Below are 15,440 nucleotides of genomic sequence, written 5' to 3'. Positions count from 1 at the left end.
GCCCGCTTTCACGAGCGGTGCCCTTTCGAGGTCCCAGCCAAAGTGTCCGTTGGCGGGACCGATGCCTGTGCGGGACGCGCGGTCGTGCGGCGGCGGTAGTAGGACAGGGTCGCGGCTCCGAGGAGCGGCCCCCACGCCAGCAAGGGCGCGTACGAGGCGACGCCGAGCGGGCCGATGTCTTCGGAGCCCGCGGGACGATCGGGGCGTTCCTTGCCGATGAGCACCGGCGCCGAATCTACGAACCCGAACACCGCGTTCAGTCCGCCGTAGGCGGCCAGCAGGGTGATCAGCACTGCGGCCGTGGCGAACGGGACCACCACCACGCGCGTTGGGATCGTCCGTCCGGCTGCGAATGGGACCCATCGGGGGACGGTCTCGCCCCATGGCCGCACCAGCCCGAGCGCAAGCAGAGCGAAAGCGAAGGACACGGCACTGAGCGCCGGGATGTAAATCGCCTCACCGAGAGTCGCGTCGTCGGGCGTCAGCGTGAGCCGGAAGACCGAGGACGGCAGCACGCACAAGGGGACGGCGTAGGCGATCCAGCGGGCCCGGCGCGGAATCACAGGGGCAGAGTGCACATCGGCTGCTTCGTGACGTCGCATGCCTCCACGCTCGCCGCAACGCCCGCCGCACAACTCCCCCGCACGGGCAGATCCAATCCCCCGTGCGAGGGAATGCAGAGTGAGGCCGCGCCTCACCAAAGCGCCGGTGCGCCCAACCCTCACCCTGCGCGCTGAGAGGTCGTCGGAGAACGGCGGTTCGCCGCGCATCGCCGCCTCCAGCAGTTCCGGCGACGTCGCCGAGATGCACCGCGTTCCGGAGGCCCGCCACATGCCGCGCTCCACCGACACGGCCCAGCCGGGAAAGCGCGTCCGCAGCCGAGCCAGCGCGTCGGCCTCGGTCATGCCGTCCCGTCGGGCAGGAGGGCCCACACTGCCTTCCCGCCGCCACCGAGCGGCTGCGCGCCCCACTCCTTGACGAGCGCGCCGAGCATGGCCAGTCCGCGTCCGTCCTCGCTCAGCAGATCCGCCGAGCCCGCGGCCGGCAGGACGTCGGAGGAGTCGCACACCTCCACGACGGTGCCCCTGTCCGCTTGGATGAGCCGCACTGTCGCCGAGGCGCTCCCGGTGTGCTGCAGGACGTTGGTGAGGAGCTCCGACACCACGACCTGCGCCACGTAGGCGTCCTGCCCCCACCTCTCCAGGACGTTCCCCGCCCAGTCCCGAGCCGTTTTGACCGACTCCGCCCGAACCGGGACGACGATCTCCGCACGCCCCTGCATAAACGATCACCTCCGGATTTCTGTGACTCTGCGCACAGAATCCACTCCGAAGCGTAGGGTCACTAGCGAAGCGGGGAGATAGAGACGTTCCGGTAACGCTCACCCTGACGCAGTTACGTTCACTGACGCCTTGGAGCGACTGTGCCTGTTCGTAAGCCATCGCCGAAGCTGCGAGCGTTCGGCGCGGAGGTCACCAAGTCACGCGAAGGCGCGGGCCTGACTCGGACGGACCTCGCGATACGCGTAGCCGTCAGCCGTTCTTACGTCAGCCAAGTGGAGTCTGGGAGCACGCGGTGTCGGGAAGATTTCGCAAAGCGCCTTGATGACGCGCTCAGCACCGGCGAGGCACTTGTCAAGGCCTGGCATCAGCACATCAGAGAAACCGGCTATCCAAAGTACTTTGCAGATTTCTCAACAGCCGAGGGCACTGCAGCGCTACTTCGGGCCTACGAGACTCGCCTCGTCTACGGCCTCCTGCAGGTCGAGGCGTACGCTCGCGTCATCCTTCGCTCCGAGGAAGCCGTCCAAGCCCGCATGCGCCGCCAAGACCTACTGACGAAAGAGGGCGCACCTATCTTGTTCGTGGTCTTGGATGCGAGCGTTCTCCTCCGACAGGTCGGCTCTCGAGAGGTGATGCGTGAGCAGCTTGAGCATCTGATCGCGATGTCCGCGCGCGACAACGTCATCCTCCAGATCGCCCCCATCGCTTACCATCGTGACGCAAGGGCATCCTTCACGATCGCCACCCAGGCCGACCGAAGCGAAGCGGTCTACATCGAGACCGCGGTAGGAGGCGAGACCAGCACAGAGGTTAGCGACCTATCGAGTGCCAACGAGACATTTAGTAGGCTGCAAGCTCACTCACTATCTGCGGGCCAGTCTGTAGAGATGATGCGGAAGGTCGTGCGCGAACTGTGGACGTAAGTTGCGTGCAGTGGCGAAAGTCACGTCGGAGCAGTGAGTCGGGAGACAACTGCGTGGAGTTGGCGTCCTTCCCCGACATGATCGCCATCCGCGACTCCAAGAGTCCGGACGGACCCCAAATCCGTCTAACCTCCACCGCATTCCGCGCACTTCTGAGGGACCTCAAGCAGCGGTAGCTAACCCCTGACGAGCCACATCGTGCAGGTTGCTCGGTTAGGGCCCTCCCGCGTCTAGACGATCCAGCACCGCGTATGCACGCTTAGCTTCATGCACCCCCGCAGTAGGAGTGTCACTGTGAAGCAAGTGAAGTGGCATAAAGCGCAGCAAAGCAAAAGATCACGGCGGCTCGGGCGTCGAGTTGGTCGTCCTAACCGAGGCTGTGGCCGTCGGGACTCCAAGGATCTGGACGGGCCCAGGCTGCTCCTCGATCCGGTTGCGTTTCGGTGCTTTGCGTGAGTCGAAGCGGCGGTCGTAGCGGGTCGTCGGTTGGGCTTCGCGGGCTTCGTTGGTGAGGGTTCTGGGGGGCGATGGCCGGTGCTGGTGCCCTGGGTGGGCACCAGCATGGGGGGGTTACTTGGTGGGGCGGTAGCAGAGGCGGACTACGCCTGAGGGGAACGTCGTTGTGTTGACGAGTTGCAGGCGGACGGGGCCGATCTCGTCGAAAATGCGGGGGCCCGTCGCCCACAGGTAAGGGCTGACGTTGAACCAGAACTCGTCGACGAGGTCGTGGGCGATGAGGGCGCGGGTGAGTTCGCCGGCGCTGGGGGCGATCAGGTTGCCGGCGTGCTCTTCCTTGAGGCGGTTCATGCTTTCGGCTAGGTCGCCTTCGAGCAGGGTGGCGTTCCAGTCGAGGGGCCCGGTCAGCGACCTGGACGCGACGTACTTGGGCATGCCGTTCATGCGGGCCGCGTACGCCTCGAAGCCGGGCACCTCGGCGAGCTGGGGCCAGACGACGGACAGTCCCTCGTAGGTCTTGCGGCCGAGCACCATGGCGTCGGCCGCCTCCCACATCTCGCGGCCGGACTGCATGCTGTCGGGGTCGGTGACGAGCCATCCCTGCGGCTCGGCCGCGGGGGCCTCGAAGGCGCCGTTGACGGTCATGGCCACGTTGATGATCAGTCGTCCCATGGGAAGCTCCTGGTGTTCTAGGCGGCCAGGACGGCCGCGAGCTTGTCGAGGCTCTGGCCGAAGCCGATCTCGATGCCGGCGATGGAGTCGGCGGACTGGACGGTGCTGTCGGTGAGCCGCCAGTGGGCGTCCAGGTGCGTGCCGGTGTCGGTGGGCCGCAGCTCGAAGGTGATGTGGGCGGTGAAGGCGAGGCCGCCGTCGGGAAGCAGCGGGGACAGCCGGTAGGAGAGGCGCTCGCCGGGGAGGACGTCCTCGACGGCTCCTTCCGCGCGGCCCACGACGTCGTCCGAGTCGGTGGTGTCCTCGGCGTCGCGGTAGGCGAGGACGATCCGGCCTCCGGGGCGCGTCTGGAAGACGAGTTCGGAGATGCGCAAGCCTTCGGGCGCCCACCAGCGGCTCAGCAGGGTCTCCTCGGTCAGGTGCCGCCAGACCAGTTCGCTGCGGGCCGGCAGGGAGCGGGCGAACCGGAACGAGCGGCCGTCGGCCCACCTCTCGGTCTCGGCGGCGCGCCGCTCGGCGTCGAGGTTCGCGCCGTAGCGGTCGAAGGTCTCGTAGGGGCCGCCGGTCCGGTCCGCGGTGTCGGCGAGCCGGTTCAGCGCCGCCGCCAGGTCTCGCAGCGGGCCGGGCCGGAGCGCGTAGATGCGGCGCTGGCCGGAGCGCTGGGAGGTGACGAGGCCGGCGCGTTCGAGGGTCTGCAGGTGCTTGGTCGTCTGCGGCTGGCGCGCCTCGGCGAGTTGCGCCAGGACGCCGACCGAGCGGGGGCGCTCGGCCAACAGGCTCACGAGCCGCCAGCGGGCCGGGTCGGCCAGTGCGGTGAGGAGTGCTGCGTCCATGCCTCAAAGTATTCCTCGTAGAGAATATTCTTGTCAAGGAATACTTGTGGGACGTCTCAGGTGGCGCGGGCGAGTCTTTCGATGGTTCGGAGCTCCTTGTCGATCTTTGCGAGGGCGTCGTCGTGCGGTTGGGGCGCGGTGCGTCGGTGTTCCAGGTGGGCCAGCAGGGTCTCGTCGCCTTCTGGGCGGGCGGCGAAGGCGACTACGACCGTGGGCGACTGCATCAGGCACCAGCCCGGACGGAGTCTGGCTTCCATCGAGTCCTGATGGCCGGTGGTGTGGTGCACCTGTAGGCGGAGGAACTCGCCGTGCCGTTCGGTGATGTGGACGTGGGCTAGGCCCGGTTCATAGCGGGGCAGGTTTTCCTCCAGGGCTTCGATGACCTGCCATACGTCGTCGAAAGGGACGGCGAGGCGGCGTTGGCCGATGGCGGCGCCTGGTAGCGCGGCCGCGAGGATGGTGAGGCGGTCGATCGGGTCGATGCCGGTCACGATTCCCATACCTCCCGGAACGCGGCCCTGGCCCGATGCAGCCGGGACTTCACGGTGCCCTTCGCGATGCCCAGAGTGGCGGCGATCTCGTCCTCGCTGAGGCCCTCGCGCGTGCGCAGGACCAGTACGGCGCGCTGGGAGACGGGAAGGCGCGCCAGGGCGTCGTCGATGTCCACCAGTCCTTCGAGGGAGGACGCGCCGCGGTCGATGACCGTCTCCTCCGCGGCGATCTCCGCGTCGTGGCGGCGGGCCAGGCGGATGGCCGTGCGGACGGCGATCGACCGCGTCCAAGTCATGATCGCTTCGGGGGCGTCCAGGGAAGGGAGCCCCCGGAAGACGGCGAGGAGGGCCTCCTGCATCGCGTCGTCGGCCACCGCCGGGGCGATCCGCGCGCACAGGCGGCGGACGTACGGGGCCAGCTCGTCGAGCAGCCGGTCCAGCGCGAGCGCGTCCCCTCGCTGGGCGGCCGCGACGATCTCCGGATCCACGTTGGGAAGGTACTTCGGAACCTTCCCAAGGTTCCCCGCCACCTTCGAGAGGAGGAAACACCGCAGAGAAGGGCTCCCTCGTGGCACCAGAACTGACGATCATCGGCGCGGGGCTGACCGGGCTGACCGCGGCGATCGAGGCGGCCGAGCTCGGCCGGAGGGTGACCGTCGCCGAGGCGCATTCCGAGCCGGGCGGACGAGCGCGCACGCTGGACGGCCCCTACCGGGCCAACGCCGGTCCCCACGCGATCTACGTGGACGGGCCGTGGTGGACGTGGCTGGAGCATCGCGGCCTCACGCCGCCCGTCGTGGCGGCGCCGCGCGGTGCCGGTCTCGTCCGGGTGGGCGGCCGGCTCGGACCCTGGCCGTCCGAACTCAGCGAGGCCATCGGCGGGCTGCCCGAGGAGGCGCCGGTGGACGAGTCGTTCCGGGGGTGGCTGCTCCGCCATGTCGATGCCGGGATGGCCGAGGCGATCATCGGGGTCGCCTTCATCTTCACCTTCGATCATGATTCGGGACGGCTCTCGGCCGCCTTCGTCCGGCAGGGGCTTCGCCGGGCGCTCGCCGGTGGTGCGCGGTACGTGGTCGGCGGGTGGTCTGTCCTGGTTTCGTTGCTCGCCGAGCGGGCCGCCGGTCTTGGCGTGGAGATGCGTACTCGGACGCGGGTGTCCGCGCTGCCCGCAGGCCCGACGATCCTGGCGACCAGCCTCGCCTCGGCGCGGCAGATCACCGGCGACGGATCGCTCGCCTGGCCCGGCGCCCGCGTGGCAACGTTCGACCTGGGCATGCGGGCCGACAATGGCCCCGACTGGTTCCGGATCATGGACCTGGACGAGCGGATCTACGTCGCCCGCTACAGCATGGCCGACCCGACGTTGGCGCCTCCTGGCCACGAGCTCGTGCAGATTTCGGCTGCGTGCGCCCCCGATGAGCGCAAGACCGATGCCGAACGGCGAGTGCACCGCCTTCTCGACCAGGCTTGGCCAGGGTGGCGCGCTGCGGTGTCGTGGCGGCGCGGCGCGCTGCGCACGCAGTGCAGTGGAGCCCTGGATCTGCCGGGGACGACCTGGCGTGACCGTCCGGCCGTCGAGCGCGGTGGCGGGCTCGCCGTGGCCACCGATCAGTCCGCCGCGCCGGGGCTGCTGGGTGAGGTCGGGATCGCCGCCGTGCAACTCGCCGTCCAGAACCGTTTGCGGGCGGGCAGCCATTACCGATGATCTTGGGGTCGTAGGGTGCGGTCGGCGGGTGTTCTGGCGGCGTGGAGAGGGGCTTGCGGCGGTGGAGGGGTTCGTTGTGGTCACCGGAGGGCCCGGGTCCGGGAAGAGCACCTTGATCGACCGCCTGGAGCTGGCGGGGTTCGCTCGGTCCCAGGAGGCCGGGCGGGGTGTCATCCAGGATCAGGTGGCCATCGGGGGCCGTGCGCTGCCCTGGCAGGACGTCGAATTGTTCGCCGAGATGATGCTCTGCTGGGAGATGCGCTCCTACCGCAGCATGGAGGCGCAGGCGGGCCCGGTCTTCTTCGATCGCGGAATCCCCGACATCGTCGGCTATCTCCGCCTTGAGGGGCGGCCCGTCCCGCCGCATGTCCACACTGCGGCGCGCACCTTCCGCTATCGGCGGCGCGTGTTCATCGCCCCGCCCTGGCCCGAGATCTATGAGCAGGACACCGAGCGCAAGCAGTCCTTGGCCGAGGCGGAACGAACCTACGAGTCCATGGTGACGACCTACGCCGAGTACGGCTATGAGCTGGTGGAACTGCCCCGCGTGCCCGTCGAGGAGCGCGTCCGGTTCGTCACCGACCAGCTGCGCTGAGCGCGCTCCGAGCGCGCGAAAAAGGAGTGGGCCGCGCACGTGGACGGTTGATAGGTTGCCGTCGGCCGTGTTCTGACGCTTGGAGGTGAGACCCATGAACGCTGTATCGATGTGGGTGCTCCCCTCGTCGTCACGGTCGGGCGATTGACGTAGGGGTCGCCGGGAGCGCCTCGACAGTCAGGCACTCCCGAAAGGCATCACCTGTGCATTCCTTGCGTTTCACTGCGGAGACGTCGTCCGGCGGCGTCATCGAACGCGACTTCACCGTGGACGGCGTCCCCGGTGTGCTCTGGTCGGCCGGTACCGGCGGCGCGCCGCTCGTGCTGATGGGCCACGGCGGCGGCAACCACAAGAAGTCCCCGGCGATGTCGGGGCGCGCGCGTCTCCTCGTGGAGGGCTGCGGCTTCCACGTCGCCGTCCTCGACGCCCCCGGGCACGGCGACCGGCCGCGCACGGCGCACGACGAGGAGGAGATCGCCGCGCTGTACCGGGCGCGGGCGGCTGGCGAGCCGGAGGGCCCGATCGTCGTCCGCTACAACGCCCACCTGGCGGAACGCGCCGTCCCGGAGTACCGCGCGGCCCTGGACGCCCTCCAGCGGCTCCCCGAGATCGGCGCCGGCGGGCCGGTCGGCTACTTCGGGCTGAACATGGGCACCGCGGTGGGCGTGCCGCTGACGGCGGCCGACTCCCGGATCACCGCCGCGGTGTTCGGTCTGCACTGGCCCGACCGGCTGGCCGAGGCGGCGAAGCAGATCACCGTCCCGGTGGAGTTCGTCCTCCAGTGGGACGACGAGCACATCCCGCGCCCGGCCGGTCTCGCGCTGTTCGACGCCTTCGCCTCGGCGGAGAAGACGCTGCACGCCAACACGGGCAGGCACAAGGACCTGCCGAGGTTCGAGGCCGGCAGCGCGGTCCGGTTCTTCGCGCGGCACCTCGGCCGAGGGTGATGTGAGCGTGTCGGCGCCCGGTCCGGCGGGGCCGGGCGCCGGTGCGGCGGATGTCCGGCACCGGGCGGTATTTACGCCTGCGGGCGATCCGCCCGCCGGGATAGTGTTTCGCGATGATCACGTCCGTGGGATTCGAAAGCGCCGTCGAGGTGGGGATCGCCGCGTTCTGCGCGGGGGCGGAGCCGCCGAGCGACGACGAGGTGCGGGAGCGGCTGACCGGGGCCGGGGTCGAGCCGTGGCTGGCCGAGCGGCTGCTGGTCTTCCTGCCGATGGCGTTCACGCGGCGGCTGCTGCCGGACGTCTCCTACACGGACGCGGTGACGGCGCCGGGCGGCCAGATCCGGTTGGCGGACGAGCCGGTGTTCACCGCCGCGTTCGCCCGCGCCCAGCAGGCCGACCGCGGCGAGATCGAACGGGTGGCGCTGCGCAGCGCCGAGTTCAACGTGATCAACCAGGCGCTGAACGACGGGTCCCAGATGTCGGACCTGGCGCTCGGCGAAGTCAGGTTGATGGACGACCTGGCCCCGCCCGTGCCGGGCGACGGCGGCGTGCCCTCGCCGCGCGTCGTGTTCGAGGAGTTGCTGCGGGGCCACGGTGTGGTGCCCGGCGACGGGACAGCGGTCGACGCGCGGCTGTTCGTCCATCCCGCGCCGGCGGGGCTGGTGATGGGGCAGATCGACTTCGCGGTGTCGCATCCGGCGCTCGCCGGGCCGCGGCTGGTGGAGAGCTTCGCCGGGCCCGGCGCCACCTGGCGCGAGGCGATCAGCGAGGCGGTGCGCAAGTTCGAGCGCGGCGCGCTGCATCCGATCGTCGAGGGGCTGCTGCGTCCCGGGTCCGCGCCCGGCCAGGTCGAGCGGGAGCGGTACGAGCATCCGGGCGGCGCGTTCGAGCTGGTCCTGGGCGCTCAGCTCAACATGTTCGCCGACCGGCCGGTGCCGCCCGCCGCGCCGCTCCTCGACGGGCTGCTCGACGCCCTGCGCTCGCAGCCGCTCACCCGGCAGGTGCACTGGATGCGCTTCTTCGTCGCCCACCACAACGGCCAGTTGCAGACCAACGAGGTGCTGCTGGACGGTGCGGCATGGCCCGCGGGCGAGGCGGTCGCCGCGCGCAGCCCGGCGCCGCTGCCGGACGGGAGGGTCGCGGTGCGGCTGTTCGGCCTGCTGGTGCCCGCCGACGTGTAAGAACCCGGTAATGGTCCGCGGCCTATCGCCGGGTGCGCACGGTCAGCAAGATCGTTTACATGTCCATCAGCACACTCTTGCGCCGTTCCGCCACGGCCGCCGCCGCGACCGCCCTGGCCGCCGCCGCGGTCACCGTGCCCGCCAACGCCGCCGAGCAGGCGACCACCTACACCTACGTCGACCTCGGGTCCGTGCCCGGTTACGCCTCCAGCGTCGCCAACGACGTGAACGCCGGCGGCGTGGTGGTCGGCTCGGCCGACAAAGCCGTGCTCTGGCAGGACGGCGAGATCGGCAGGCTGCCCATGAACACCGCACTGGGCGTCAACGACGCCGGGCGCATCGTGGGCAGCGCCTACACGGGGGCGTCGAACGAGCCCGCGCACGCCGTGGTGTACCGCGACGGCGAGCTGGTCGACCTCGGCGCCCCCTACGGCGCCGCCAACGGCAGTACCGCGCTCGCCATCAACGAGTCCGACACCGTGGCGGGAGCGTTCCGCGAGTCCGGGCAGCCGACCCGGGCCGCGGTCTGGGACGCCGACGGCACCATGCACCGCCTGCCCGGCCTCGGCGGCGTCTCCTACGGCACCGAGAGCCAGGCGGCGGCGATCAACGAGGGCGGCCAGGTCGTCGGCACCGCGGTGACGAAGTCGGGGGCGAACCGCGCCGTCATCTGGGAGAACGGCACGGTGCGGGACCTCGGCACCCTCGGCGGCGGCGGGTATCCCGGCACCCGCGCCCTCGACGTCAACGACCAGGGCACGGTCGTCGGCGACTCGCAGAAGCTCACGGGCTACATGCACGCCGTCAGCTGGAGCGACGGGAAGATCACCGACCTCGGCACCCTCGGCGGGCCCGCCAGCTTCGCGGGCGGGATCAACAACCGGGGCCAGATCGTCGGCATCTCCGACACCGACTCCAGCGGGGGCGCCGGCCGCCGGGCCTTCATCTGGGAGAACGGGAAGATGACCGACCTGAACAAGGTCACCGTGAACCTGCCCACGGGGACCGTCCTCTACAACGCCGCGGCGATCAACGACGACGGCGTCATCGTCGGCACAGCCTCGCCTCGCGCCTTCATGCTCGTCCCGAACGACTGACCCGCCGACGCCGGTCAGAGGGGCGCGCCCGGTCTCCGGGCGCGCCCCGACCGTCGTCTCCCAGGGGAACGGACGACCGGGAAGCGGCCGGAGGCGCTGGTAGGATCGCGGCCGATGCGTGGGCGGTTGCGGTGACGCAGCCTGGAGGCCCGCCCCGGCGTGAACACGGCCGATAATCGCTCGGCGCGGGATTCGTCGCCCGCACGTCCACAGTAAAGGTTCCCCCTGTGCCGCTCTTCCCTCTTGCCGACCGTCGCGCGAAGGCTGGTGCCGTGGTCAGCGCGGTGAGGGGCCATTGGCTGTTCGCGGTGGTGCTCGTCGCCGGTGTGGCGCTGCGGGTGGTCACCATGCTGGGGTTCCGGGGCGTGCTGTGGTTCAACGACAGCTACGACTTCCTGCGGATCGCCGACGATCCGTTCCCGCATCCGCTGCGGCCGTCCGGTTACGGGCTGTTCCTGTGGGCCCTGAAGCCGTTCCACAGCCTGGCGCTGATCACGGCGTTGCACCATGCGGCGATCGTCGGGCTCGCGGTGGTCGGCTACCGGATGCTCCTCCGAGACTTCGAGGTGCGGCGGACGTGGGCGGCGCTGGCCGTCGTGCCGATCCTGCTGGACTCGTTCCAGATCACACTTGAGCATCTGCTCCTGTCGGACACCCTGTTCACCGTTCTGGTGTTCGGCGCGATGCTGCTGCTGGCCAAGCCCGGGGCGACCGGGTGGCGGCGTGCGGCGGCGGTGGGCGCGCTGCTGGGCGTGGCGGCCGTCACGCGGACGGTAGGGGTGCCGCTGTTCCTGATCGTCGTCCTGTACCTGGTGGTGCGGCGGACGCGGTGGCCCGTGTACGCGGCGCTCGCGGTGGCGTTCGTGCTGCCGGTCGGCGCGTACGGGATGTGGTTCCAGCAAGAGCACAGCCGCTTCGCGATGTCCGGGGTGGACGGCATCTTCCTGTGGGGCCGGACGGCCGCGTTCGCCGACTGCGACGCGCACACGCCGCCCGCGGACCTGGCCAGCCTGTGCCCCTACGGGCAGAAGGGCGACCGGCCCGCGTCGTCCCACCAGATCTGGGAGGCCAACTCGCCGACCGGGTGGTCCAACGGGAAGCCGTTCGACGAGGAGACGAACGCGCGGGCGCAGCGCTTCGCGCTCTGGGCGATCCAGAACCAGCCCCTGGACTACGCGCGGGTCGTCTCGTACGACTTCTTCGTCCGGACGTTCTCGTGGCACCGGTCCCAGTACCCGACGGTCGGCACCGAGGCCCGGTACCACTTCCCCACGAAGCCCACCGCGCGCAAGCCCGACCTCCCGGTGCTCGGCGGCGGGGACCGGCGGACGGTCGTCTACGAGTACTCGCACGGCACCGGCCGGACGCACATCGTCGAACCGTACGCGGGCTTCATGCGCGGCTACCAGGAACGGGTGAGCGTGCCCGGGACGGTGCTCGGGGTCGTGCTGCTCGCGGGCGCGGCGGGCATCGTGTGGCGGCGGGCGCGCGCGCGGACGGCGCTGTTCTGGGTGACCGGGGTGGCTCTGCTGGCCGTCCCGCCGATCACGGTCGACTTCGACTACCGCTACATGCTGCCCGCGCTGCCGTTCGCGTGCTTCGCGGCGGCGATGGCGTGGGGGCGGAGGCCGGCGGAGACGGCGGAGGAGCCGGAGCCGGTCGAAGCCCCCGAGGCGCAGCCCGCCGACGCCTGAACACCCCACGCCTGAACACCTCGGCGTCGCCTGGGCACCGTGCGCCTCTTGCGCTTCCCAACCCGGATACGTGAGACTTTCTCGCATTCTGGGCGGGAGGGCCTGTATGTCGCGGATCCGGTGGGACGTCCTGCTGGGCGTCGTCGTGCTGGCGGACGTGCTCCACGTCTTCCTGCCGTCGCTGATCACCCTGGTCGGCAGCGCGGGCTCGACCCCGGCCGAGGTCATGGGCGCGTACGCGGTGTCGTGGTTCGTGGCCGCGTTCCTCACCGTCCCGCTGGCGCGGCTGGTCCCGGCGGGCCGGCTGGCGGTCGGCGGCGGTGCGCTGATGGTGGTCGCGCGGGTCGTCCTCCAGGCCGCGGACGGCGGTGACCTCCAGCTCTACGCGGCCAGTGCGGGCCTGCTCGGCGGACTGGTGTGGCTAACCGCGACCGCCATGACCGTCCGCGACACGGCGCCGGTGATGACCGGGTTCGCGGGCGGGCTCGCGGCGGCCACGGCGCTGCACGCGGCCGTCGAGGGCATCGATCTGGTGTGGCGGACGGGCGTCGTCCCCTGGCTTCCCCTCGTCGCCTACCTGGGGCTGTTCGCGTTCGCGCTGACGCGGCAGCCCAGTAAGGGTGAGGGCGTCGCCGCGCCGCGGATCTGGCTGGCGGCCGGGCCCGCGTTCCTCCTGTGGGGCATGTGGACGGGCAACGCGGCCCACGCGCAGGCCAGCGCGGGATGGCCGGGCGGTGTCGCGGCGGCGGTCGTGGCGGCGGCCGCCGTGCTGTCCGTGGCGGTCGCGGCGCGGCCCCGGTTCTGGACGCGGCATCCGCTCGCCCCGGCGGCGGGGCTCGTGCTGTCGGTGCTCGGGTTCGCCGCCGGGCGCGCCACGGTCGACGGCATCCACGGCGTCTCCCCCGCCTGGACGGTGGCCGCCCAGGTCCTCGGGCAGGTCGCGCTGGCCGGGTGCCTCGGCTGGGCCGCGTCCGTCCCCGGTCCCGACCGGGCGGGACGGCGCGGGACGGCGATGGCGGGCGGCTGGCTGCTGTTCGTCGTGCTGATGTTCGCCTACTACTCCGCCTACGACCTCGGCACCCCGAACCGGTGGGTGCCGGTGGTGACCGCGCTCGGCGTGGCGGCGCTCGTCGTCCGCGCCCCGAGCCCGGCACGGGAGCTCGGGCTCGAACGGTGGGCGGCGGGCGCGGCGATCGTCACCGTCCTCGCGGTGGCGGCCGTCCCGCTGTGGCGCGACACCGGGCCGCGCTGGCGGCCGGTCGACGACGGCGGGCTGCGGATCGCCGCGTACAACGTGCGCATGGGCTACGGCATGGACGGCACGATGACCGTCACCCGGCAGGCGGACGCCCTGCGCACGCTGCGCCCGCACGTCGTCGTCCTCAGCGAGGTCGACCGGGCCTGGCTGCTGAACGGCGGACGCGACTCGCTGCGGCTGCTCTCCGAGCGGCTGGGGCTGCGGGCGGTCTGGGCGCCGGCGGCGGACGAGGTGTGGGGCGACGCGCTGCTCACCGATCTGCCGGTGACGTCCGTCCGGAACATGCCGCTGGCCGAGGGCGGTCCGACGGGCGCGCAGGCGCTCGCCGTCGGGCTGCGCTGGCAGGGCCGCGACATCACGGTGATCGCCACGCACACGCAGCCGCCCTCGGACTGGTCCGACCTGCGGCAGGCCGAGCAGCTCGGCGGCCTGGTCCGGGACGTCGCGCGCGACGGCCGGCAGGTCGTCCTCGCCGGGGACCTCAACCTGGAGCCGGGCTCCCGCCCCTGGGACGTGCTGATGCGCGCCGGGCTGACCGACGCGCTCGCGCCGTCCCGCCCGTTCCCGACCACACCGGACTCGGCGGAGCAGATCGACCATGTGCTCGTCACGTCCGGCCTGGTCGGACGGAACGCCGCCAACCCGGACGTCCGCCACTCCGATCACCGGCCGATCGCCGTCACACTCACCACCAGATGAGTACATGTACGGATGCGGCACAGCGCCGCGCACCGCGAACATGAGCGGATGCGCCGACTCACGATCTTCCTGCCCGCCGTGCTGCTGAGCGCCGGCTGCGCCGCCGCCGGCGGGACGGCCGAGCAACGGGCCACCGAGGACGCGCGCAAGACCGCCGAACTGGTCGGCGACAAGCTCTACACGGCCCGCGTGTGGCCCGCGCGGGACCTGGCGCACCGCGCGGCGGACATGGACGACGTCGAGGTCATGCGGGTGTCGGGGACCTCGACGGCCGGGGCGGGCGTGACCCTCGTCATCCGGGTCCCCGGCACGGGCGCGGAGGCCGGGTTCGTGCCCGACGAGCCGATCACGGTGAAGCGGTGCTTCCGGATGCGGTTCTCGACGTCCGGGGACTTCCGCGACTACGGCACCCGGCACGTCGACTGCCCGGCCGGGGAGCCGGTGAAGTTCGGGCCGTGGCCGGCGACGCCGAAGATCCCCCACGAGAGGCTGTCCAAGGCGCTGCCGCGCGTCCCGGCCGGTGGGCGGGCGGACGAGGCGAAGGTCCGCGCGGCGGTCGCGTCGCTGCGCCTCGACCCGAAGATCAGCAGGGAGTTCCAGGCGGAGGGCGACTCGGTCGGCCTCGTCCTGAAGGTGAGGCCGTACCTGTCGGACGTGTTCGACTGCGTCCTCGCCCGGGTCGCGCCGGGCCGGACGAGTGTGTGGACGCCGCCCCGCATCCAGCGGACGCTGGGCGAGGCGGGCTGCACGACGGGCAACGCCCTCCACCCGATGCCGCCCCCGCACTGAGGCCGCCGGCGGCGGAGCCCCGCCGCGCTACAGGTCGCCGAGGCGGGCGGCGGCGACCTTCTTCGGGACGACCATCCGCCACGCGTCGATGACGAGTTCGCGCATCTCGGGCTCGTCCAGGGCGGCCGTCCGGCACTCCACCCAGTTGAACCGCATCTCCGACTCGCGGGGCAGATGGAACTTCTCCGGTTCGGACGCCACCAGCGCGGCGCGCTCCTCCTTGGGGAACGCGAAGCCCATCTCGGTCTCGTCCCGCGAGAAGGCGACGTAGACGATGGAGCCGACGCGGAACTTCACCCGGTCGCGGATGAGGTGCTCCGTCGTGCGGGGCAGCGTCATCGCCAGCGCCCGCACCTGCTCGACCGTGATCATCATGTCCTCCTGTGGCCCCGTTTCCCCCAGCAAAGCACCCGGAACCGACGATCTTGTTAGATTTGCCTGCGTGAGGGGGCGGTCGTGAACGAACTGGTGCGGTGGCAGACCGAACACGGGACGATCATCGTCGAGAGCGACGACCGCGAGCCCGGATTCGCGTCGGTCTCCCGGAGCGGCGAGATCTTCCGCGACGCGGCGGGCCGGTTCGAGGAGGCGTTCCAGAACGTCCGGGAGGCGGCCCAGTCGGCGCTCGCGGCGCTGCGCGGCGGCGACCTGAACCCCGACGCGGTCGAGCTGGAGTTCGGCGTGAAGCTCAACGCGGCGGCCGGGGCCGTCATCGCGAAGACGTCCGTCGAGGGGCACCTCAAGGTCAAGATGACCTGGGGGCCGCAGCCGAGCCCGCCGGCGGGCGGCGGGACGGCCGAAGAGGGGGCGTAGCCGG

Annotated in this window: 18 protein-coding genes; 11 read left to right on the top strand and 7 right to left on the bottom strand. The window is 71.3% G+C overall.

Annotation, left to right across the window (positions count from 1 at the left end; all coding sequences use genetic code 11):
- Positions 1 to 8: 8 nt before the first annotated feature.
- Together ACGFI1_RS08255 and ACGFI1_RS08250 are read right to left on the bottom strand one after the other, a co-directional pair.
- Positions 9 to 905, bottom strand: coding sequence for a hypothetical protein (locus tag ACGFI1_RS08255; RefSeq protein ID WP_392784107.1), 897 nt, complete (start codon positions 903 to 905; stop codon positions 9 to 11).
- Positions 902 to 1,282, bottom strand: coding sequence for an ATP-binding protein (locus tag ACGFI1_RS08250; protein ID WP_392784105.1), 381 nt, complete (start codon positions 1,280 to 1,282; stop codon positions 902 to 904). Before ACGFI1_RS08250 ends, ACGFI1_RS08255 begins: the two co-directional genes overlap by 4 nt.
- 141 nt (positions 1,283 to 1,423) lie before the next feature.
- Between ACGFI1_RS08250 and ACGFI1_RS08245 the strand changes: the two genes are divergently transcribed.
- Together ACGFI1_RS08245 and ACGFI1_RS08240 are read left to right on the top strand one after the other, a co-directional pair.
- The gene (locus ACGFI1_RS08245; protein ID WP_392784103.1) at positions 1,424 to 2,206 is read left to right on the top strand and encodes a helix-turn-helix domain-containing protein; all 783 of its coding nucleotides are present in this window, start codon (positions 1,424 to 1,426) and stop codon (positions 2,204 to 2,206) included.
- A complete protein-coding gene (locus ACGFI1_RS08240) occupies positions 2,197 to 2,382 on the top strand; it encodes a DUF397 domain-containing protein (RefSeq protein ID WP_392784101.1) in 186 nt (61 codons plus the stop codon). Before ACGFI1_RS08245 ends, ACGFI1_RS08240 begins: the two co-directional genes overlap by 10 nt.
- 394 nt (positions 2,383 to 2,776) lie before the next feature.
- Here ACGFI1_RS08240 and ACGFI1_RS08235 read toward each other — a convergent pair whose 3' ends face one another.
- The 4 genes from ACGFI1_RS08235 to ACGFI1_RS08220 are packed head-to-tail and all read right to left on the bottom strand — an operon-like array spanning position 2,777 to position 5,146.
- Positions 2,777 to 3,334 carry a dihydrofolate reductase family protein gene (locus ACGFI1_RS08235; RefSeq protein WP_392784099.1) on the bottom strand — a complete coding sequence of 186 codons (558 nt, stop codon included), beginning with the start codon at positions 3,332 to 3,334 and terminating at the stop codon, positions 2,777 to 2,779.
- Positions 3,335 to 3,351: 17 nt separating this feature from the next.
- Positions 3,352 to 4,167, bottom strand: a complete 816-nt coding sequence (locus ACGFI1_RS08230; RefSeq protein ID WP_392784098.1) for a metalloregulator ArsR/SmtB family transcription factor — start codon at positions 4,165 to 4,167, stop codon at positions 3,352 to 3,354.
- A gap of 56 nt (positions 4,168 to 4,223) precedes the next feature.
- Positions 4,224 to 4,658, bottom strand: a complete 435-nt coding sequence (locus ACGFI1_RS08225) for a hypothetical protein (protein WP_392784096.1) — start codon at positions 4,656 to 4,658, stop codon at positions 4,224 to 4,226.
- Complete coding sequence (locus tag ACGFI1_RS08220) at positions 4,655 to 5,146, bottom strand: RNA polymerase sigma factor (protein WP_392784094.1); 492 nt, start codon at positions 5,144 to 5,146, stop codon at positions 4,655 to 4,657. The genes ACGFI1_RS08225 and ACGFI1_RS08220 overlap by 4 nt, the downstream gene beginning before the upstream one ends.
- Before the next feature lie 80 nt (positions 5,147 to 5,226).
- Between ACGFI1_RS08220 and ACGFI1_RS08215 the strand changes: the two genes are divergently transcribed.
- The 8 genes from ACGFI1_RS08215 to ACGFI1_RS08180 all read left to right on the top strand — a co-directional run bounded on the left by ACGFI1_RS08215 (position 5,227) and on the right by ACGFI1_RS08180 (position 14,623).
- The gene (locus ACGFI1_RS08215; protein ID WP_392784092.1) at positions 5,227 to 6,363 is read left to right on the top strand and encodes an FAD-dependent oxidoreductase; all 1,137 of its coding nucleotides are present in this window, start codon (positions 5,227 to 5,229) and stop codon (positions 6,361 to 6,363) included.
- A 61-nt stretch (positions 6,364 to 6,424) separates the two neighbouring features.
- Positions 6,425 to 6,958 (top strand): AAA family ATPase, encoded by a 534-nt coding sequence (locus ACGFI1_RS08210; RefSeq protein WP_392784091.1) that lies wholly within the window; start codon positions 6,425 to 6,427, stop codon positions 6,956 to 6,958.
- Positions 6,959 to 7,161: 203 nt separating this feature from the next.
- On the top strand, positions 7,162 to 7,905 hold the full coding sequence (locus tag ACGFI1_RS08205; RefSeq protein WP_392784089.1) for an alpha/beta hydrolase: 744 nt from the start codon (positions 7,162 to 7,164) through the stop codon (positions 7,903 to 7,905).
- A 113-nt stretch (positions 7,906 to 8,018) separates the two neighbouring features.
- The gene (locus ACGFI1_RS08200; protein WP_392784087.1) at positions 8,019 to 9,086 is read left to right on the top strand and encodes a DUF6348 family protein; all 1,068 of its coding nucleotides are present in this window, start codon (positions 8,019 to 8,021) and stop codon (positions 9,084 to 9,086) included.
- 59 nt (positions 9,087 to 9,145) lie between these two features.
- Positions 9,146 to 10,183, top strand: coding sequence for a DUF3466 family protein (locus ACGFI1_RS08195; RefSeq protein ID WP_392784085.1), 1,038 nt, complete (start codon positions 9,146 to 9,148; stop codon positions 10,181 to 10,183).
- Between the two features lie 272 nt (positions 10,184 to 10,455).
- Positions 10,456 to 11,877 (top strand): hypothetical protein, encoded by a 1,422-nt coding sequence (locus ACGFI1_RS08190; RefSeq protein ID WP_392784084.1) that lies wholly within the window; start codon positions 10,456 to 10,458, stop codon positions 11,875 to 11,877.
- A 106-nt stretch (positions 11,878 to 11,983) separates the two neighbouring features.
- Positions 11,984 to 13,834, top strand: a complete 1,851-nt coding sequence (locus ACGFI1_RS08185) for an endonuclease/exonuclease/phosphatase family protein (protein WP_392784082.1) — start codon at positions 11,984 to 11,986, stop codon at positions 13,832 to 13,834.
- A gap of 48 nt (positions 13,835 to 13,882) precedes the next feature.
- Positions 13,883 to 14,623 carry a hypothetical protein gene (locus ACGFI1_RS08180; protein ID WP_387069602.1) on the top strand — a complete coding sequence of 247 codons (741 nt, stop codon included), beginning with the start codon at positions 13,883 to 13,885 and terminating at the stop codon, positions 14,621 to 14,623.
- Positions 14,624 to 14,650: 27 nt separating this feature from the next.
- Here ACGFI1_RS08180 and ACGFI1_RS08175 read toward each other — a convergent pair whose 3' ends face one another.
- On the bottom strand, positions 14,651 to 14,998 hold the full coding sequence (locus ACGFI1_RS08175; RefSeq protein ID WP_240807764.1) for an MmcQ/YjbR family DNA-binding protein: 348 nt from the start codon (positions 14,996 to 14,998) through the stop codon (positions 14,651 to 14,653).
- Positions 14,999 to 15,079: 81 nt separating this feature from the next.
- On the opposite strand from ACGFI1_RS08175, the gene ACGFI1_RS08170 reads away from it, so the two are divergent.
- Positions 15,080 to 15,436: a CU044_2847 family protein gene (locus tag ACGFI1_RS08170; RefSeq protein ID WP_138637516.1), complete on the top strand. Its 357-nt coding sequence runs from the start codon at positions 15,080 to 15,082 to the stop codon at positions 15,434 to 15,436.
- Positions 15,437 to 15,440 lie beyond the last annotated feature (4 nt).

It is taken from the genome of Actinomadura geliboluensis, from assembly GCF_043197915.1.
Lineage (GTDB): Bacteria > Actinomycetota > Actinomycetes > Streptosporangiales > Streptosporangiaceae > Spirillospora > Spirillospora geliboluensis.
Note: the sequence above shows the minus strand (reverse complement) of the source record. Positions and strands in the feature narration are given on the sequence as shown.